The sequence below is a fragment of the Streptococcus sp. SI1 genome (assembly GCF_030439945.1).
GTDB classification, from domain to species: domain Bacteria; phylum Bacillota; class Bacilli; order Lactobacillales; family Streptococcaceae; genus Streptococcus; species Streptococcus intermedius.
The window spans coordinates 17,712-32,534 of the sequence record NZ_JAQFJE010000002.1; the positions used below are offsets into that span (position 1 = coordinate 17,712).

Below are 14,823 nucleotides of genomic sequence, written 5' to 3' on the forward strand. Positions count from 1 at the left end.
TTTTAAAAATCAAGATAAAATCAGAAGTATTGATTTGCTTCAGTATTTATGGTATGCTATGAGACAAAAAAGGAGGTTCATTCAAGATGGAAAGTATTTATCTAAAATTAGTTGAAAACCGAGTTGTAGAAACAAAGCGCTTACTTTTGAGACCTGTGACATTGGATGATGCTGAGGACATGTTTGAATATTCCTCTGATGAAGAGAATACTCGCTATACTTTTTTACCTAATAAAGATTTGGAAGAAACAAAAAATATTATTGCTCGTTTATTTATTGGTCGACCGCTCGGAAATTGGGGAATTGAACTGAAGGAGAGTGGCAAACTGATTGGTAGCATTGACCTGCACAAATTGGATCCCGTTCTCAAGAAGGCTGCGATTGGCTATGTGGTTCATAAGGATTACTGGAATCAAGGTTTGGCAACGGAAGCATTAAAAGCCATACTTCAATAGCTTTTGAAAGTTTAGCTATGAATATGTTAGTTGCTCTCCATGATGTAGAAAATCCAGCTTCAGGACGGGTTATGGAAAAAGCTGGTATGAAGTTTTCTCACATAGATTCTTATGCTGCCTTAGATAAACATGAAGAAGGGCGAATATCTCAGAGGATTCATTATCATCTAACAAAGGAAGATTATTTTGGGAGATAAAGGTGTGAAAGTGTCATCTATAGAAATTGCAATGATTCCGTGATGCAGGTTGCTAAGAGCTTCTTTTTTATTTGGTGAAAACATTTTTCAAATCTATTGACAAGAATCTTTCTGCATGATATAGTAAATAAGTACTGCTGATTTAGCTCAGTTGGCAGAGCGCATCCATGGTAAGGATGAGGTCGCCGGTTCGATCCCGGCAATTAGCATGAATAACAGGAAAAAGTCCAGTTTATTGGGCTTTTTTGCATTGGTGACGATATTAAGACATCAAATTCACCAGCTATTATAGGTGATGGTATTATCTTAGGTCAAAGCGGTTGGTACAGACCTAGTCGGTTTGGACTTCTATCAAATAATGCTGGTATCTGACCCGATTACAGGCGCCTCCGGCTAACTTCATCATGGTCAATACTTAAGGAAAACGTTTTGTAGATGAGTACGGTAGTCGGGATAAATGAGTTCAGGCAGCAATTGACAATGGTGGTTTTTTCTATCTGATTGTAGACGATAATATGAAAGAAACAGCTTATAATACAGTCAAGAAAAGATTGATGCACAGGTAGCACATGGAATGATTTACCGATCAGATAATTTGGAAGAGTTGGCTTAACAGCTACAAATGGATCCACAGCTCTTTACCAAGACGATCACAGCTTATAATATTTATGTTGATGTAGGCTATGATCTTGAATTTGAAAAAAGAGCTTTCGACCTCAAGGTTGAAAATTCACCATTTTATGCCACTCCTTGAAAACCAGTCGTTCACCATACTATGAGCGGTCCTAAGATTGATACGAAAACGTATGTTATCAATAAGCAAGGACAAGTTATCCGAAGTTTCTACGCAGCTTGAAAGTAGCTGGTGGATTGCATGTTGGAAACCGTTTGGGTGGTAATTTCCTTACTGATATTTTTATTTTTGGACGTATTGCAGCCGAAATTGCTATTACAAAGAATTGTTAATCTTGATTTTAAGGCAGAAAATTCATTCAGTTTTGGGAGGATTTTTTGTAAATATTCTTGACAAGCATTTCTTTTAATGTTAAAGTATTAACTAATTAAAAGTAGAAAGGAGAATGTATCATGAATAATGTAAAACAAAACAGTACTCAGGTATATCATACGACAGAACTCCTTTCTAGCACAGCACTGTAATTTATTTTTGATGAAAAAATAAATAAAAACAAGTAAGCTCAGGACAGGTTTATTCTGTCTTGAGCTTTTTTGTGTGTTTAGGAAAGGATTAGGATGATTAAAAGTTTATTTGGATATATAAAAGAGCATAAATGGTTATATTTGTCCATTGCTCTGGTTTTACTATTGTATGATTTTACAATGTTGATTCCAACACAGGTAATTCAGCGTTTAGTAGATTATCTTTCGCATTATAGTTTGACACAGCAGAATTTAATTAGAGATGTTAGTTTGTTGGCTCTGGTGACGATTTGTAACTATCTTTCAGCTTACTATTGGCATTTAAAGATATTTCAATCGTCCATTGATTATAAATTTCTCATTCAAAGAAGAGCTTTTGAAAAATTGGTAGCTATGAGAATGCCTTTCTATGAAAAATTTCGTTCTGGTGATATTCTAACGCGTTTTTCAACAGATGTTGAAGGAATGATGGAGATGGCTGGTTATGGAATTGTAATTCTCTTATATGCTGGAGGTATGATTGTCTTTGTCATTCCGACCATGTTTTTTATCTCATGGGAAATTAGCTTACTGGCTATGATTCCGCTTATGACATTGATGATCTGGATTTATTTTCTTGGTAAAAAACAAGATAAACTAGTCGAAAATAATCGTGAAGCAGTGGCATCTTTGAATGATGAGGTGCTGGAAACAATAGAGGGAGTCCGAGTTTCGCGTGCTTATAGCAAGAAGACAAGTCAGAAAGAACAGTTCCAATTGCGCACAAAAGCTTTATCTAAGGTTGGTGATCAAATTGCCAGCATTCAATATCTTTACGCGCCTCTCTCCTCTGTCTTTATCGCTTTATCAACGATTATTGTGCTTCTTATTGGGGCTATTTTTATAAAAATGGGACAGTTAACAATTGGGCAAGTGATCGCTCTTCAATTGTATATGATTAGCCTTATTGAACCTTTTTGGATGTTGTCGGACTTTATCTTGGTCTATCAAACAGGGAAAACGTCTTTTAAAAAGGTCGCAGAATTGATTGAAACGACAGATGATATGAAAATGAGTGGCAAAGAGGAGTTAAGACATCTTATCTCTATTCGTTTTCAGAATTATCATTTCACTTATCCACAAACAAAAAGACCTAGCTTGCGTAACATAGCTTGGCAAATTGAAGCCGGAAAGACGTATGGTATTGTTGGAAAAACAGGATCTGGTAAAACAACCTTAGTTCGTCAGCTTCTTCAGCAATATCCTGTTGGACGAGGTACATTTCAGATAAATGGAAAATCCGCCAGTCACTATTCACGTCCATCGATTGAAGCAATGATTGGCTATGTCCCTCAGGAGCATATTTTGTTCTCAAAATCTGTCAAAGACAATATTGCCTTTGGTAAGAGAAATGCGACATTAAGCGATATTGAGAAAGCTATTAAAACAGCAGCATTTTCAGAAGATTTAAAACGAATGCCAGACGGACTGGAAACTCTTATTGGTGAGAGAGGAGTGTCAATATCTGGCGGTCAAAAACAAAGAATTTCTTTAGCACGCGCCTTTATTAGACAACCAGAAGTCCTCATTTTGGATGATTCTTTGTCAGCAGTTGACGCTCAAACAGAGCGTCGAATTATCAAAAATCTTCAGAATATGCGAGCTAATCAGACAACGATCATTGTGACACACCGTTTGTCAGCTATCCAGCAGGCAGACTGGGTTCTTGTCTTAGAAGATGGACAAATTGTTGAAGAAGGGACGCCGAACCAGTTGCTAAATAAAGGAGGCTGGTATGCCGAACAATATCAGCGGCAGCAACATCAGAAAGGAGGGAGCAAATGAGTATCATTAGTCGTTTATTAAAAGAACTAAGAGTTGTTCGAACTGCATTCTTTTTTGCGGTTGGAATTGCTGTTTTAGCAACGGTGACTAGCCAACTGTCTCCTCTCTGTTTGAGAAATATGATAGACGGACCGCTTACACAGATTGGAAGCGGAAAAGATCGTCAGGTTCAGCTTTTGCAATTAGCTGGATTATACATAATTGTTGTAGTTTTGGGGAGCGTCCTGACTTACTTAGGTGATCGCCTTTTAGCGCATTGTGGAAACAAAGTAGCAGAACATCTGAGGAATGAAGCTTATCAGGTTATGCAAAATTTGCCGATTTCTTACTTTGATGATAAACCGGCAGGTAAGATTGCAACCAGAATTGTAAATGATACGGAAACCTTACGAAGACAATTTTATGCTAGTTTGGTTAGTGTTTTGATTCAAGTTCTTCGGATTGTTTTTACCTACGCTCTATTGTTTTACCTTAGTCCGCTTGCTGCCTCGGTACTTTTGCTATTGCTTCCTGCTTTTTATGGGATACAAGTATTTTATAAAAAACTAACAGACAAGCCGATGAAAGACTTTTATGATTCACGGAGTGATATCAATAATCAAGTGAATGAATTGATGCATGGAGCCAGCTTGATACAGTTATATCATCAGGAAAAAACAGTTCTTTCAGAATTTAATGCAACTGCTCGAAAAATGAGCCAAGCTGATAAACAAATTGTATGGGTAAGTGCTCTTTCGTCTTGGCCATTAACGGAATTTTTAAAAAATACAGTGCTTGCTGTCATTTTGACGATAGTTGGCCAGCAATTTTTAGGCGGTCGCAATGTCATTACCGCTGGTGTACTGTTTATCTATCTCAATTATATTATCAATTTATTTGAGATGATGGGTTTTCTGGTTCGGCTTTTCCCAAATGTACAACGATCATTGGAAACAGGAAAACGAGTTTTAGAATTGTTAGATCAACCTCAGGAAGAGGATGTAAAATCACAGTTGGCAGTTGTTAAAGGACAAGTTACATTTGAACATGTGAGCTTTGCATATGAGAAAGGCAAGACAGTTCTGCACAATATTAGTTTTAAAGCAAAGAAAGGAGAGACGGTTGCTTTGGTAGGACATACCGGCTCTGGAAAATCTTCTATCATGAACCTACTTTATCGTTTCTACGATCCTAAAAAAGGGAAAATCTATGTTGATCAACAAGATATTCAACAATATTCTCGTGAAAGTCTTCGTAGTCACATGGGGATTGTTTTGCAAGATCCTTATCTATTCACAGGAACACTAGCAACTAATGTAGCTATGAGCCATTCAGGCATCAATCGTGAAAAAGTTTTGGAATCTTTAGAAAAAGTCGGTGCAGGGGACTTGCTGGCTCGTTGTAAAGAAGGAATTGATGAGCCTGTAAAGGATAAAGGGGCAGCATTTTCAAGCGGTGAACGTCAACTGATTTCATTTGCTCGAGCTCTCTATGCTAATCCTCAAATTTTAATATTGGATGAAGCAACTTCTCATATTGATACAGAAACCGAAGAACTGATTCAAAAAGCAATGGCTGTTGTAAAGGAAGGGAGAACAACTTTTATCATTGCTCATCGTTTATCAACCATTCAAGAGGCAGATCAAATCCTGGTTATTTCTGAAGGAAAGATTGTAGAGCGAGGGCAACACGACACATTGGTAAAACAAAATGGGATCTATGCTCAAATGAGCCGTCTCCAGCAACAAGTATAAGTTTTGAAAGAAAAAATGCGCAATAAAGAGCAGAACTAAATAGTAAATGATTTATAAATCAGCCATCCCTATCTGAAATATGATATAATGAAAATGATACTAATAAAGTGGGTGCATGATGTATATTGAAATCATAGATGAAACAAATCAAGTTTCGGAAAAAATGATAAAGCAAACGCAGGAAATTTTGCAGTTTGCTGCGAAGAAGATTGGGAAAGAAAATAAGGAAATGGCTGTAACGTTTGTCACAAATGAGCGTAGTCATGAGCTGAATTTAGAATATCGAGATACGGATCGTCCGACAGATGTTATTAGTTTGGAGTACAAGCCTGAGTTGGACATTGCCATTGATGAGGAGGACTTATTAGAAAATCCTGAGTTGGCGGAAATGTTAGAGGATTTTGATTCTTATATCGGAGAACTTTTTATTTCCATAGATAAGGCGCATGAACAAGCAGAAGAATATGGTCACAGTTTTGAGCGGGAAATGGGTTTTCTTGCAGTACATGGTTTTCTGCATATCAATGGATATGATCACTATACGCCAGAAGAAGAGGCGGAGATGTTTGGCTTACAGGAAGAAATTTTGACTGCTTATGGACTTACAAGACAATAATACAAACAAACGCAAATGGAAAAATCGCGACGTGATTTCGAGTTTAGAATTTGCTCTAACAGGAATTTTTACTGCAATTAAAGAAGAACGTAATATGCGTAGTCATGCTATTTCAGCAATTGTGGTGGTCTTTGCAGGATTACTTTTTCAGGTAACTGCGATAGAGTGGCTTTTCCTTTTTCTGAGCATCTTTTTGGTCATTGCTTTTGAGATTGTTAATTCGGCGATTGAAAATGTGGTAGATTTAGCTAGTGATTATCACTTTTCCATGCTGGCTAAAAATGCCAAGGATATGGCAGCTGGTGCAGTTCTAGTAGTTTCTGGATTTGCAGTTGTGACAGGATTAATTATTTTTATTCCTAAAATTTGGAATTTAATGTTTTAAAGATTTGGAAATCGGGGGAAACGCCGATTTTCTACTGTTCATTGAATAGAGGTGAAATAATGACTTTTAAATCTGGTTTTGTAGCCATTTTAGGACGCCCTAATGTCGGGAAGTCAACTTTTTTAAATTATGTCATGGGGCAGAAAATTGCTATTATGAGTGATAAGGCTCAGACAACTCGTAACAAGATTATGGGGATTTATACGACAGACACGGAGCAAATTGTCTTTATTGATACGCCGGGAATTCATAAGCCTAAAACAGCGCTCGGCGATTTTATGGTAGAATCTGCTTATTCAACGTTACGGGAGGTAGAGACAGTCCTGTTTATGGTTCCTGCCGATGAAAAGCGTGGTAAGGGTGATGATATGATTATGGAACGTCTCAAAGCAGCAAAAATTCCTGTCATTCTCGTTATCAATAAAATTGACAAAGTACACCCAGACCAGCTGCTGGAGCAGATTGATGATTTTCGGACACAAATGGAATTTAAGGAAATTGTGCCCATTTCTGCCCTGCAAGGCAATAATGTATCTCGGCTGATGGAATTACTGACAGAAAACTTGGAAGAAGGCTTTCAATATTTTCCAGAGGATCAAATTACTGACCATCCGGAACGCTTTTTGGTTTCTGAGATGATTCGAGAGAAAATTTTGAAATTAACAGAGCAAGAAGTACCGCATTCAGTGGCGGTAGTTATCGAATCTATGAAACGCGATAAGGAGACGGACAAGGTACATATTCGTGCCACTATCATGGTGGAGCGTGATAGTCAAAAGGGTATTATCATTGGTAAGCAAGGGGCTATGCTCAAGAAAATTGGTAAAATGGCACGCCGTGATATTGAAATCATGCTAGGCGACAAAGTCTATCTCGAAACTTGGGTTAAAGTCAAGAAAAACTGGCGGGATAAGAAATTGGATTTGGCAGACTTTGGCTATAATGAGAAGGAGTATTGAGGACGGCTTTTAGGGACAGAGAATCTAACGTAAGAGAGGGAGAAGAAAATGGTTTATTCAATTTGGTTTACTACTTTAGATAAGGAAATAAAGGACGACTTGCTTTGTAATCGTTATACAGAGGATGAAGTAAGGTCTATCTACCATCAGTACTTAGAATTGAAAGAGCAACGGCACAAGGGATTCAAGACAGCTGGCATGACATTAGTAGTTATTCTTGCCCTAATGCCGTTGCTGGCGATATTTAGTGGTAGAGCAAATTTAATTTTCCTCATAGTACAATTATTTTTGTTGCCAATATTCGCTTTATTGTGTCTTGGTCTGGCTTATTATTTTATGTTTGGGATGTTTAGCCAGCAATTAAGGAAAGCTATGAAAGTCCATTATGCTCATATTATAGAAGAAATGAATAATAAGAAATAGACAAAGCAATCAGAAAATAGAGTTGGTGGCTTTTGGGTGGAAAGAGAGGGAGTATTAAACATGACTCAAGATTACATTTCCTATATCCGATCAAAAGTTGGGCATGACAAGATTATTCTGACTTTTGCTGGGGGCATTTTGACGGATAAGGATGGACGCGTACTCTTGCAATTACGTAGGGATAAGAAAACTTGGGCCATTCCTGGTGGTGCAATGGAGCTTGGGGAATCCACGCTTGATACCGCTAAGCGTGAGTTTTTTGAAGAAACGGGAATTAAAGTACAAGCAACACGTTTTCTCAATGTTTATAGCAATTTTGAGGAAGTCTATCCTAATGGTGACAAGGTGCAGACGGTTGTCATGATTTATGAATTTAAGGCGCTAAATGACTTTGATATTTCTGATTTTCACAACAAAGAAACCTTGCGCCTTCGTTTCTTTTCTGGAGACGAGATAACGAAACTCGAATCTGTTAGTCGTAAACATCGCCTGATGTTAGAGGAATACTTTACAAATAACTTTGCTATGGGGCATTGAGTGTTGAATGCCCATAGTTCAGTTTCTTTTATAGGAGTTACTTTTGAATTTAAGAAAAGAAGATCGTAGTCGTTTATTATTTAGTACATTTGGTTTGTTGTATACTATCACCTGTATGTTGGATATATATTGCTTCATTGCGTGGATTAGCATAGAATGGATCATCTTTTTTAGCTTATTCACTTTCGGTTTGCCACTACTTTTTACTATTTTACCAGCTATTGGTTTTTACATGTTTAAAGCAAAAAGATGGTGGTCTATTTTGTTAAATTACTTTTTCAGTTTATCAGTTGTTCCTAGTTTACTAGTATCATTGGAAAACTTTCCTTTGAAACGTATGGTAGATGAGGCACCTCATTATGAAACGTTATCTAGGGAGATGTCTTATTTTATCATAGTGACATTTATTAGTTTTCTCGTTGTAGCAACGATGTCTGCGGTGTATTGTTTGATGACGTATAAACAGCGGCGACAACTGGAGTAATTAAATATATAGAAAGGAAAAGCCATCTGAGTTTTTATTGAACTTGTCTGAGACATTGTAAAAGAGATATTGTTAGCTAAGTTTATTTACTGTTATCATATTATCTGCAAGTCACTTAATGGTTTAGGATTTAAGTATGCCAGAATTACCAGAGGTTGAAACAGTCAGGCGTGGCTTAGAGCATTTGATTGTTGGCAAAAAAATTGTATCGGTAGAGGTTTGTGTGCCCAAAATGGTCAAAACGGGTGTAGAAGATTTTCAGCTGAACATTTTAGGACAAACCTTTGAAAGTATTGGCCGTCGTGGCAAATATCTTCTTTTAAATTTCAACAGGCAGACCATTATTTCTCATCTGCGCATGGAAGGAAAGTATTTGCTTTTTAAAGATGAGGTACCAGACAATAAGCATTTTCATCTTTTCTTTGGTCTGGATGATGGGTCAACCTTGGTCTATCAGGATGTCCGCAAATTTGGCACCTTTGAATTATTGCCTAAAAGTCAGGTTGAAGCTTATTTTGTTCAGAAAAAAATTGGTCCTGAGCCAAATGGCAAAGACTTTAAGCTAAAACCTTTTGAAGAAGGATTGACCAAATCACACAAGGCCATCAAAACACTACTTTTGGATCAGCATTTAGTGGCTGGACTTGGCAATATTTATGTGGACGAAGTGCTCTGGGCAGCAAAAGTCGATCCAGAACGGCTAGCCAATCAACTGAAAAAATCAGAAATCAAACGAATTCATGATGAAACCATCCGTATTCTGCAACTGGCTATTGAAAAGGGAGGCTCGACCATTCGCACTTATCGCAATGCTTTGGGAGAAGATGGCACAATGCAAGATTTCTTGCAAGTCTATGGAAAAACAGGGCAATCTTGCACTAGATGTGGTCATGAAATTGAAAAAATCAAACTAGCTGGTCGCGGAACTCACCTTTGTCCACATTGTCAAAAAATGAGGTAGGACATGGCAAAAATAATTGGAATTACAGGCGGAATTGCCTCTGGAAAATCAGTTGTAACAGACTTCCTGCGCTCTCAAGGTTATCAAGTGATTGATGCGGATCAGGTAGTTCATGAATTGCAGAAACCGGGAGGTCAACTTTATCAAGTTCTGTTGTCAGAATTTGGAACAGAAATTTTATTGGCAGACGGTCAATTGGATCGAAAAAAGCTAGGAGCTCTTCTCTTTAGTCGTCCCAATTTACTAGAGAAGTCCAGTCGCTTACAAAATGATATTATTCGAGAAGAATTAGCTTTAAAACGTAATCAATTGGCAGCCACAGAAGAGCTTTTCTTTATGGATATCCCACTCTTATTTGAGCAGGAGTATGAAGATTGGTTTGATCAAGTTTGGCTAGTAGATGTGAGCAAAGATACTCAATTAGAACGTTTGATGACTCGAAATAATCTTAGTCAAGAAGAGGCTCAACGACGCATAGCAGCTCAGCTTTCTTTGGCAGAAAAAAGACAAAGAGCTGAGATTGTGATTGACAATAATGGTGCGCTTTCGGCTACTTTAAAGCAGGTGCAGGCATTTTTAGACAAAGAAAGAAGATGATGTTATTAAGAATCAAGAAAATTGGAAACGGAATCTATGGATTGCTTGGCTGGGAAACTTTTTTGTAGGAGCTAGTATGTCATTAGTTGTTCCATTTATGTCCTTGTATGTGGAAGAACTGGGAGTCAGAGGCTCTATGGTTGAATTTTATTCAGGTTTAGCGGTTTCGAGTACAGCTTTGACAGCCGCACTTTTATCACCTGTCTGGGGGAGTTTAGCTGATAGGTATGGTCGTAAACCAATGATGATTCGGGCAGCTTTTGCAATGACTTTTACGATGGGAGGCTTGGCTTTTGTGCCGAATGTATTTTGGCTCATTGTTTTGAGACTGTTAAATGGTGTGTTTTCTGGTTATGTACCTAATAGTACTGCTTTAATAGCTAGCCAAGCACCCAAAAAACATTCTGGATATGCTTTGGGAACATTGTCAACAGGTGTAGTGGCGGGAACTCTGATGGGACCTCTTTTGGGAGGCGTAATTGCACAAAGTTTAGGGATGAGAAATGTTTTTCTTTTGGTGGGATTTTTCTTGTCTCTTGTTACTGTGTGGACCATTTTCGGGGTAAAAGAAGACTTTCATCCCGTCCCTAAGGAAAAAGAAGTTTCAACCAAGCAGCTATTTCAACGAATTCCTCAAAAAGCAATTCTTTTTGGTTTATTCATTACTAGCATGGTGATTCAGATGATTGGGCAGTCTATTTCCCCCATTTTGACACTTTATATCCGTTCTTTAGGGCAAAAGGAAAATCTATTGTTAGTATCTGGTGCAATTGTTTCAGCAATGGGGGTCTCAAGTATATTTTCTTCTAGTTGGTTAGGAAAATTAGGGGATAAAATAGGGAACCACCGTTTGCTCTTGCTGGCTCTCTTGTATAGTTTTGTTATTTATATTTTTTGTGCTAGAGCTGGAACACCACTTGAGCTAGGAATTTATCGTTTTTTATTTGGATTGGGTACAGGAGCCCTTTTGCCGGGAGTAAGTTCTTTACTGAATAAAATCACACCTAAAGAAGGTATTTCACGGATTTTCAGTTACAATCAAACCTTCTTTTATATCGGTGGTGTTATTGGACCATTAATGGGATCGACTATTTCAGTTCATTTGGGTTATCATTGGGTTTTTTATAGCACGGCAGGCCTAGCTTTGTTGAACTTTTTCTTTTTATTGTTTAGTTTTAGAAAATATTTAGGAGTGAGAGAAGTCAGTGCGGGTAAAGATTAATTTACAATGTTCAAGTTGTGGCAGTCAGAATTATTTAACAAGCAAAAATATGAAAACACATCCAGAAAGGATTGAAGTGCTGAAGTATTGCCCAAAAGAAAGAAAAGTGACCTTACATCTTGAATCAAAATAAGTTTTATGATAAAATAGTTAAGATTTTAAGGAGTTTGATATGTATAATTTATTATTAACCATTTTATTGATTTTATCAGTATTTATTTTAATCGCAATTTTTATGCAGCCTACAAAAAATCAATCAAGTAATGTATTTGACGCAAGCGCAGGAGACTTGTTTGAAAGACCAAAAGCAAGAGGTTTTGAAGCAGTAATGCAGCGCTTGACAGGAGTGATGGTTTTCTTTTGGTTGTTGATTGCACTAATGCTGACAATCTTATCTAGTAAATAAAATGGGCTTTGACTTTGTCTTTGCCTATTTTTTCTGTATTAGATAAGAAAAGACAACTGAAAGTTTAGAAAACATAAGAAAAAGGAAAGAATGAAAGAAGAAATTTTAAGTTATTTAAGAGAAAAAAAAGAAGCTAGTATGGATGAGCTGGCACAAAGATTAGGAAAAGAAAAAGCAAAAGACTTTAGAAATTTAGTTCAGACGATTTCTGAAATGGAGCGAAAACGTCAATTGACCTTTAGCAATGCTGGGAAAATTCAGATTCGTAAAGAAAAGCAAAAGCTTACCTTGAAAGGTACCTTTCATGCCCATAAAAATGGCTTTGGTTTTGTAACCTTAAATGAAGAAGAGGATGATCTTTTTATTGGACGTAATGATGTCAACTATGCGATTGATGGTGATAGGGTAGAAGTTATAATTACTAAGGTTGCAGATCGTAGCAGGGGAATATCTGCTGAAGCGAAAATTATCGATGTTTTGGAACACAGTTTAAAAACAGCAGTGGGTCAGCTTATTTTGGATGAAGAGAAACCTAAATATGCTGGTTATATTCGGTCAAAAAATCAGAAAATATCTCAACCTATTTATATTAAGAAACCGGCTTTGGTTTTGGATGGGACAGAGATTTTAAAAGTAGAGATTGATAAGTACCCGACTAAAAAACATGACTTTTTTGTAGCTACTATTTTGGATGTAGTGGGTCACAAGGATGATCCGGGTATTGATGTTCTGGAAGTTTTGGAGTCCATGGATATTGTGTCTGAGTTTCCAGAGAGAGTTCTGAAAGAAGCATCAGCAATTCCGGATATGCCCTCTAAAAAGGATTTTGAAGGTCGTTTAGATCTGCGTAATGAAATTACCTTTACTATTGATGGGGCGGATGCTAAAGATTTGGACGATGCAGTTCATATCAAGAAACTATCAAATGGACATTTTGAACTGGGAGTTCATATTGCAGATGTTTCTTACTATGTTCAAGAAGGTTCTGAATTGGATAAGGAAGCGCTCAATCGAGCAACATCTGTTTATGTGACGGATCGAGTAGTACCTATGCTGCCTGAACGCCTATCCAACGGTATCTGTTCACTCAATCCTAATGTAGATCGGCTGACGCAATCGGCTATCATGGAGATTGATCAAAAAGGGCGAGTTGTTAAGCATACTGTTACTCAAACAGTCATTAAGACTACTTTTCGTATGACCTACAGCGATGTGAATGATATAATTACAGGAGACAAGGAAAAACGAGCAGCATTTAAAACAATTGTTCCAAGTATAGAGCAAATGACAGAGCTTCATGCTATTTTAGAAACGATGCGTTTCAAGCGAGGAGCCCTTAATTTTGATACGAAAGAGGCTAAAATCTTAGTTAATAAAACGGGGCGCCCAGTAGATATTATTTTACGCCAGCGCGGAGTTGCGGAACGTATGATCGAGTCATTTATGTTGGTCGCAAATGAAACAGTGGCAGAGCATTTTGCCAGATTAAACCTCCCCTTTCTCTATCGGATTCACGAAGAACCTAAGGCTGAGAAAGTCCAGAAGTTTATTGATTATGCATCTACCTTTGGAGTTCGAGTATATGGAACGGCTAATTCTATAAGTCAATCTGCTCTTCAAGATATTATGAAGGCGGTACATGGTCAGCCCTATGAAGAAGTGCTATCTATGATGCTTTTGCGCTCCATGCAGCAGGCTCGTTACTCAGAATACAACCACGGCCATTATGGTTTGGCAGCAGAGTTTTACACTCACTTCACTAGTCCAATTCGCCGCTATCCAGACCTTTTAGTTCACCGTATGGTGCGCGATTACGGGCGTTCTAAGGAAATAGCAGAGCATTTTGAGCAAGTCATTCCAGATATTGCCAGTCAGTCTTCCAGCAGGGAACGGCGAGCGATTGAAGCGGAGCGAGAAGTAGAAGCTATGAAAAAGGCTGAGTTTATGGAAGAGTTTGTGGGAGAAGAATTTGATGGTATTGTGTCGAGTGTAGTCAAATTCGGTCTATTCGTCGAACTTTCAAATACAGTCGAAGGTTTGATTCATGTAGCCAACTTGCCAGAATTTTTCCGCTACAATGAACGTAATCTAACTTTGCAGGGTGAAAAATCCGGTGTTGTTTTTCGAATCGGCCAACGAATTCGCATTAAGTTAGTTCGATCGGATAAGGCGACTGGTGAGATTGACTTTGAATACCTACCTAGTGAATATGATGTAATTGAAAAGAAAAAACACTCCAAGTTCAAGCAAGACAGACGTCAACAGTCTTATCGTGGTGACGGAGAGCGAAAGAGCAAACCTTCAAAAGGAATCATTTCTAGGGATAAGAAATCAAAGAAAGGCAAAGGGAAGAAACCATTTTATAAAGAGGTGACTAAGAAAGGAAGTAAGAATGGCAAAAGGAGAGGGAAAGGTCGTCGCTCAAAATAAGAAAGCACGTCACGACTATACTATTGTTGATACGATTGAAGTGGGCATGGTTTTAACTGGAACTGAAATTAAAAGCGTGCGAGCTGCACGAATTAACCTAAAAGATGGCTTTGCTCAAATCAAAAATGGAGAAGTCTGGCTCAGTAATGTCCACATAGCTCCTTATGAAGAAGGAAATATTTGGAATCAAGATCCTGAACGTAGGAGAAAATTGCTGTTGCATAAAAAGCAAATTAAAAAATTAGAGCAGGAAACCAAAGGAACTGGGATGACTTTAGTTCCTCTCAAAGTTTATCTTAAGGATGGTTATGCTAAGTTGCTTTTAGGATTGGCTAAAGGGAAACATGACTATGATAAGCGCGAATCTATTAAACGTCGTGAGCAAAGTAGAGATATTGCTCGGACAATGAAGGCTTATAATATACGATAATATCCA

General features: G+C 37.7%; 15 protein-coding genes, 1 tRNA gene and 2 pseudogenes. All 18 read left to right on the forward strand.

All coding sequences use genetic code 11. The features are described 5' to 3' along the window. Nucleotides 1-86 precede the first annotated feature (86 nt). The 18 genes and pseudogenes from PCY10_RS02300 (at nucleotide 87) to smpB (ending at nucleotide 14,817) form a co-directional block, all read left to right on the forward strand. Nucleotides 87-652: pseudogene (locus PCY10_RS02300) on the forward strand (GNAT family N-acetyltransferase). Between the two features lie 136 nt (nucleotides 653-788). Then, nucleotides 789-861: transfer RNA gene (locus PCY10_RS02305), tRNA-Thr, on the forward strand. A gap of 32 nt (nucleotides 862-893) precedes the next feature. Beyond that, nucleotides 894-1,618, forward strand: a pseudogene (locus PCY10_RS02310) (FAD-binding protein); the annotation flags it as partial. Between the two features lie 285 nt (nucleotides 1,619-1,903). Then, nucleotides 1,904-3,634 (forward strand): ABC transporter ATP-binding protein, encoded by a 1,731-nt coding sequence (locus PCY10_RS02315; RefSeq protein ID WP_021002671.1) that lies wholly within the window; start codon nucleotides 1,904-1,906, stop codon nucleotides 3,632-3,634. After that, on the forward strand, nucleotides 3,631-5,367 hold the full coding sequence (locus PCY10_RS02320) for an ABC transporter ATP-binding protein (protein ID WP_021002672.1): 1,737 nt from the start codon (nucleotides 3,631-3,633) through the stop codon (nucleotides 5,365-5,367). Before PCY10_RS02315 ends, PCY10_RS02320 begins: the two co-directional genes overlap by 4 nt. A gap of 118 nt (nucleotides 5,368-5,485) precedes the next feature. Continuing rightward, nucleotides 5,486-5,983 (forward strand): rRNA maturation RNase YbeY, encoded by a 498-nt coding sequence (ybeY, locus tag PCY10_RS02325; RefSeq protein WP_021002673.1) that lies wholly within the window; start codon nucleotides 5,486-5,488, stop codon nucleotides 5,981-5,983. Beyond that, nucleotides 5,964-6,368, forward strand: a complete 405-nt coding sequence (locus tag PCY10_RS02330) for a diacylglycerol kinase family protein (protein ID WP_003072570.1) — start codon at nucleotides 5,964-5,966, stop codon at nucleotides 6,366-6,368. The genes ybeY and PCY10_RS02330 overlap by 20 nt, the downstream gene beginning before the upstream one ends. A gap of 59 nt (nucleotides 6,369-6,427) precedes the next feature. Further along, a complete protein-coding gene (era, locus tag PCY10_RS02335) occupies nucleotides 6,428-7,327 on the forward strand; it encodes a GTPase Era (protein WP_021002674.1) in 900 nt (299 codons plus the stop codon). A gap of 48 nt (nucleotides 7,328-7,375) precedes the next feature. Then, nucleotides 7,376-7,750, forward strand: a complete 375-nt coding sequence (locus PCY10_RS02340) for a ComEC/Rec2 family competence protein (RefSeq protein WP_041787418.1) — start codon at nucleotides 7,376-7,378, stop codon at nucleotides 7,748-7,750. A 60-nt stretch (nucleotides 7,751-7,810) separates the two neighbouring features. Further along, a complete protein-coding gene (locus tag PCY10_RS02345; protein WP_021002675.1) occupies nucleotides 7,811-8,287 on the forward strand; it encodes an NUDIX hydrolase in 477 nt (158 codons plus the stop codon). A gap of 43 nt (nucleotides 8,288-8,330) precedes the next feature. After that, nucleotides 8,331-8,771: a hypothetical protein gene (locus tag PCY10_RS02350; RefSeq protein ID WP_041787420.1), complete on the forward strand. Its 441-nt coding sequence runs from the start codon at nucleotides 8,331-8,333 to the stop codon at nucleotides 8,769-8,771. Between the two features lie 136 nt (nucleotides 8,772-8,907). Then, on the forward strand, nucleotides 8,908-9,732 hold the full coding sequence (mutM, locus tag PCY10_RS02355) for a DNA-formamidopyrimidine glycosylase (RefSeq protein ID WP_021002676.1): 825 nt from the start codon (nucleotides 8,908-8,910) through the stop codon (nucleotides 9,730-9,732). Nucleotides 9,733-9,735: 3 nt separating this feature from the next. Then, complete coding sequence (gene coaE / locus PCY10_RS02360; RefSeq protein ID WP_021002677.1) at nucleotides 9,736-10,329, forward strand: dephospho-CoA kinase; 594 nt, start codon at nucleotides 9,736-9,738, stop codon at nucleotides 10,327-10,329. Between the two features lie 4 nt (nucleotides 10,330-10,333). Next, on the forward strand, nucleotides 10,334-11,551 hold the full coding sequence (locus PCY10_RS02365; RefSeq protein ID WP_277592649.1) for a multidrug efflux MFS transporter: 1,218 nt from the start codon (nucleotides 10,334-10,336) through the stop codon (nucleotides 11,549-11,551). Beyond that, nucleotides 11,535-11,684, forward strand: a complete 150-nt coding sequence (gene rpmG, locus PCY10_RS02370; protein ID WP_003034401.1) for a 50S ribosomal protein L33 — start codon at nucleotides 11,535-11,537, stop codon at nucleotides 11,682-11,684. Before PCY10_RS02365 ends, rpmG begins: the two co-directional genes overlap by 17 nt. Nucleotides 11,685-11,723: 39 nt before the next feature. Next, nucleotides 11,724-11,957 carry a preprotein translocase subunit SecG gene (secG, locus tag PCY10_RS02375; RefSeq protein ID WP_003024744.1) on the forward strand — a complete coding sequence of 78 codons (234 nt, stop codon included), beginning with the start codon at nucleotides 11,724-11,726 and terminating at the stop codon, nucleotides 11,955-11,957. 90 nt (nucleotides 11,958-12,047) lie between these two features. Further along, entirely contained in the window at nucleotides 12,048-14,387 is a 2,340-nt protein-coding gene (gene rnr, locus PCY10_RS02380; RefSeq protein ID WP_112384704.1) for a ribonuclease R, read from the forward strand. Further along, entirely contained in the window at nucleotides 14,350-14,817 is a 468-nt protein-coding gene (gene smpB / locus PCY10_RS02385; RefSeq protein ID WP_021002680.1) for an SsrA-binding protein SmpB, read from the forward strand. The genes rnr and smpB overlap by 38 nt, the downstream gene beginning before the upstream one ends. The last annotated feature ends 6 nt before the right edge of the window (nucleotides 14,818-14,823 follow it).

What these genes read in the sequence shown, in the direction of transcription:
- PCY10_RS02340 (WP_041787418.1), top strand. Translation starts at nt 7,376, where the DNA reads ATGGTTTATTCAATTTGGTTTACTACTTTAGATAAGGAAATAAAGGAC.
- secG (WP_003024744.1), top strand. Translation starts at nt 11,724, where the DNA reads ATGTATAATTTATTATTAACCATTTTATTGATTTTATCAGTATTTATT.
- PCY10_RS02315 (WP_021002671.1), top strand. Translation starts at nt 1,904, where the DNA reads ATGATTAAAAGTTTATTTGGATATATAAAAGAGCATAAATGGTTATAT.
- PCY10_RS02345 (WP_021002675.1), top strand. Translation starts at nt 7,811, where the DNA reads ATGACTCAAGATTACATTTCCTATATCCGATCAAAAGTTGGGCATGAC.
- coaE (WP_021002677.1), top strand. Translation starts at nt 9,736, where the DNA reads ATGGCAAAAATAATTGGAATTACAGGCGGAATTGCCTCTGGAAAATCA.
- smpB (WP_021002680.1), top strand. Translation starts at nt 14,350, where the DNA reads ATGGCAAAAGGAGAGGGAAAGGTCGTCGCTCAAAATAAGAAAGCACGT.
- era (WP_021002674.1), top strand. Translation starts at nt 6,428, where the DNA reads ATGACTTTTAAATCTGGTTTTGTAGCCATTTTAGGACGCCCTAATGTC.
- mutM (WP_021002676.1), top strand. Translation starts at nt 8,908, where the DNA reads ATGCCAGAATTACCAGAGGTTGAAACAGTCAGGCGTGGCTTAGAGCAT.
- ybeY (WP_021002673.1), top strand. Translation starts at nt 5,486, where the DNA reads ATGTATATTGAAATCATAGATGAAACAAATCAAGTTTCGGAAAAAATG.
- PCY10_RS02320 (WP_021002672.1), top strand. Translation starts at nt 3,631, where the DNA reads ATGAGTATCATTAGTCGTTTATTAAAAGAACTAAGAGTTGTTCGAACT.
- rnr (WP_112384704.1), top strand. Translation starts at nt 12,048, where the DNA reads ATGAAAGAAGAAATTTTAAGTTATTTAAGAGAAAAAAAAGAAGCTAGT.
- PCY10_RS02330 (WP_003072570.1), top strand. Translation starts at nt 5,964, where the DNA reads ATGGACTTACAAGACAATAATACAAACAAACGCAAATGGAAAAATCGC.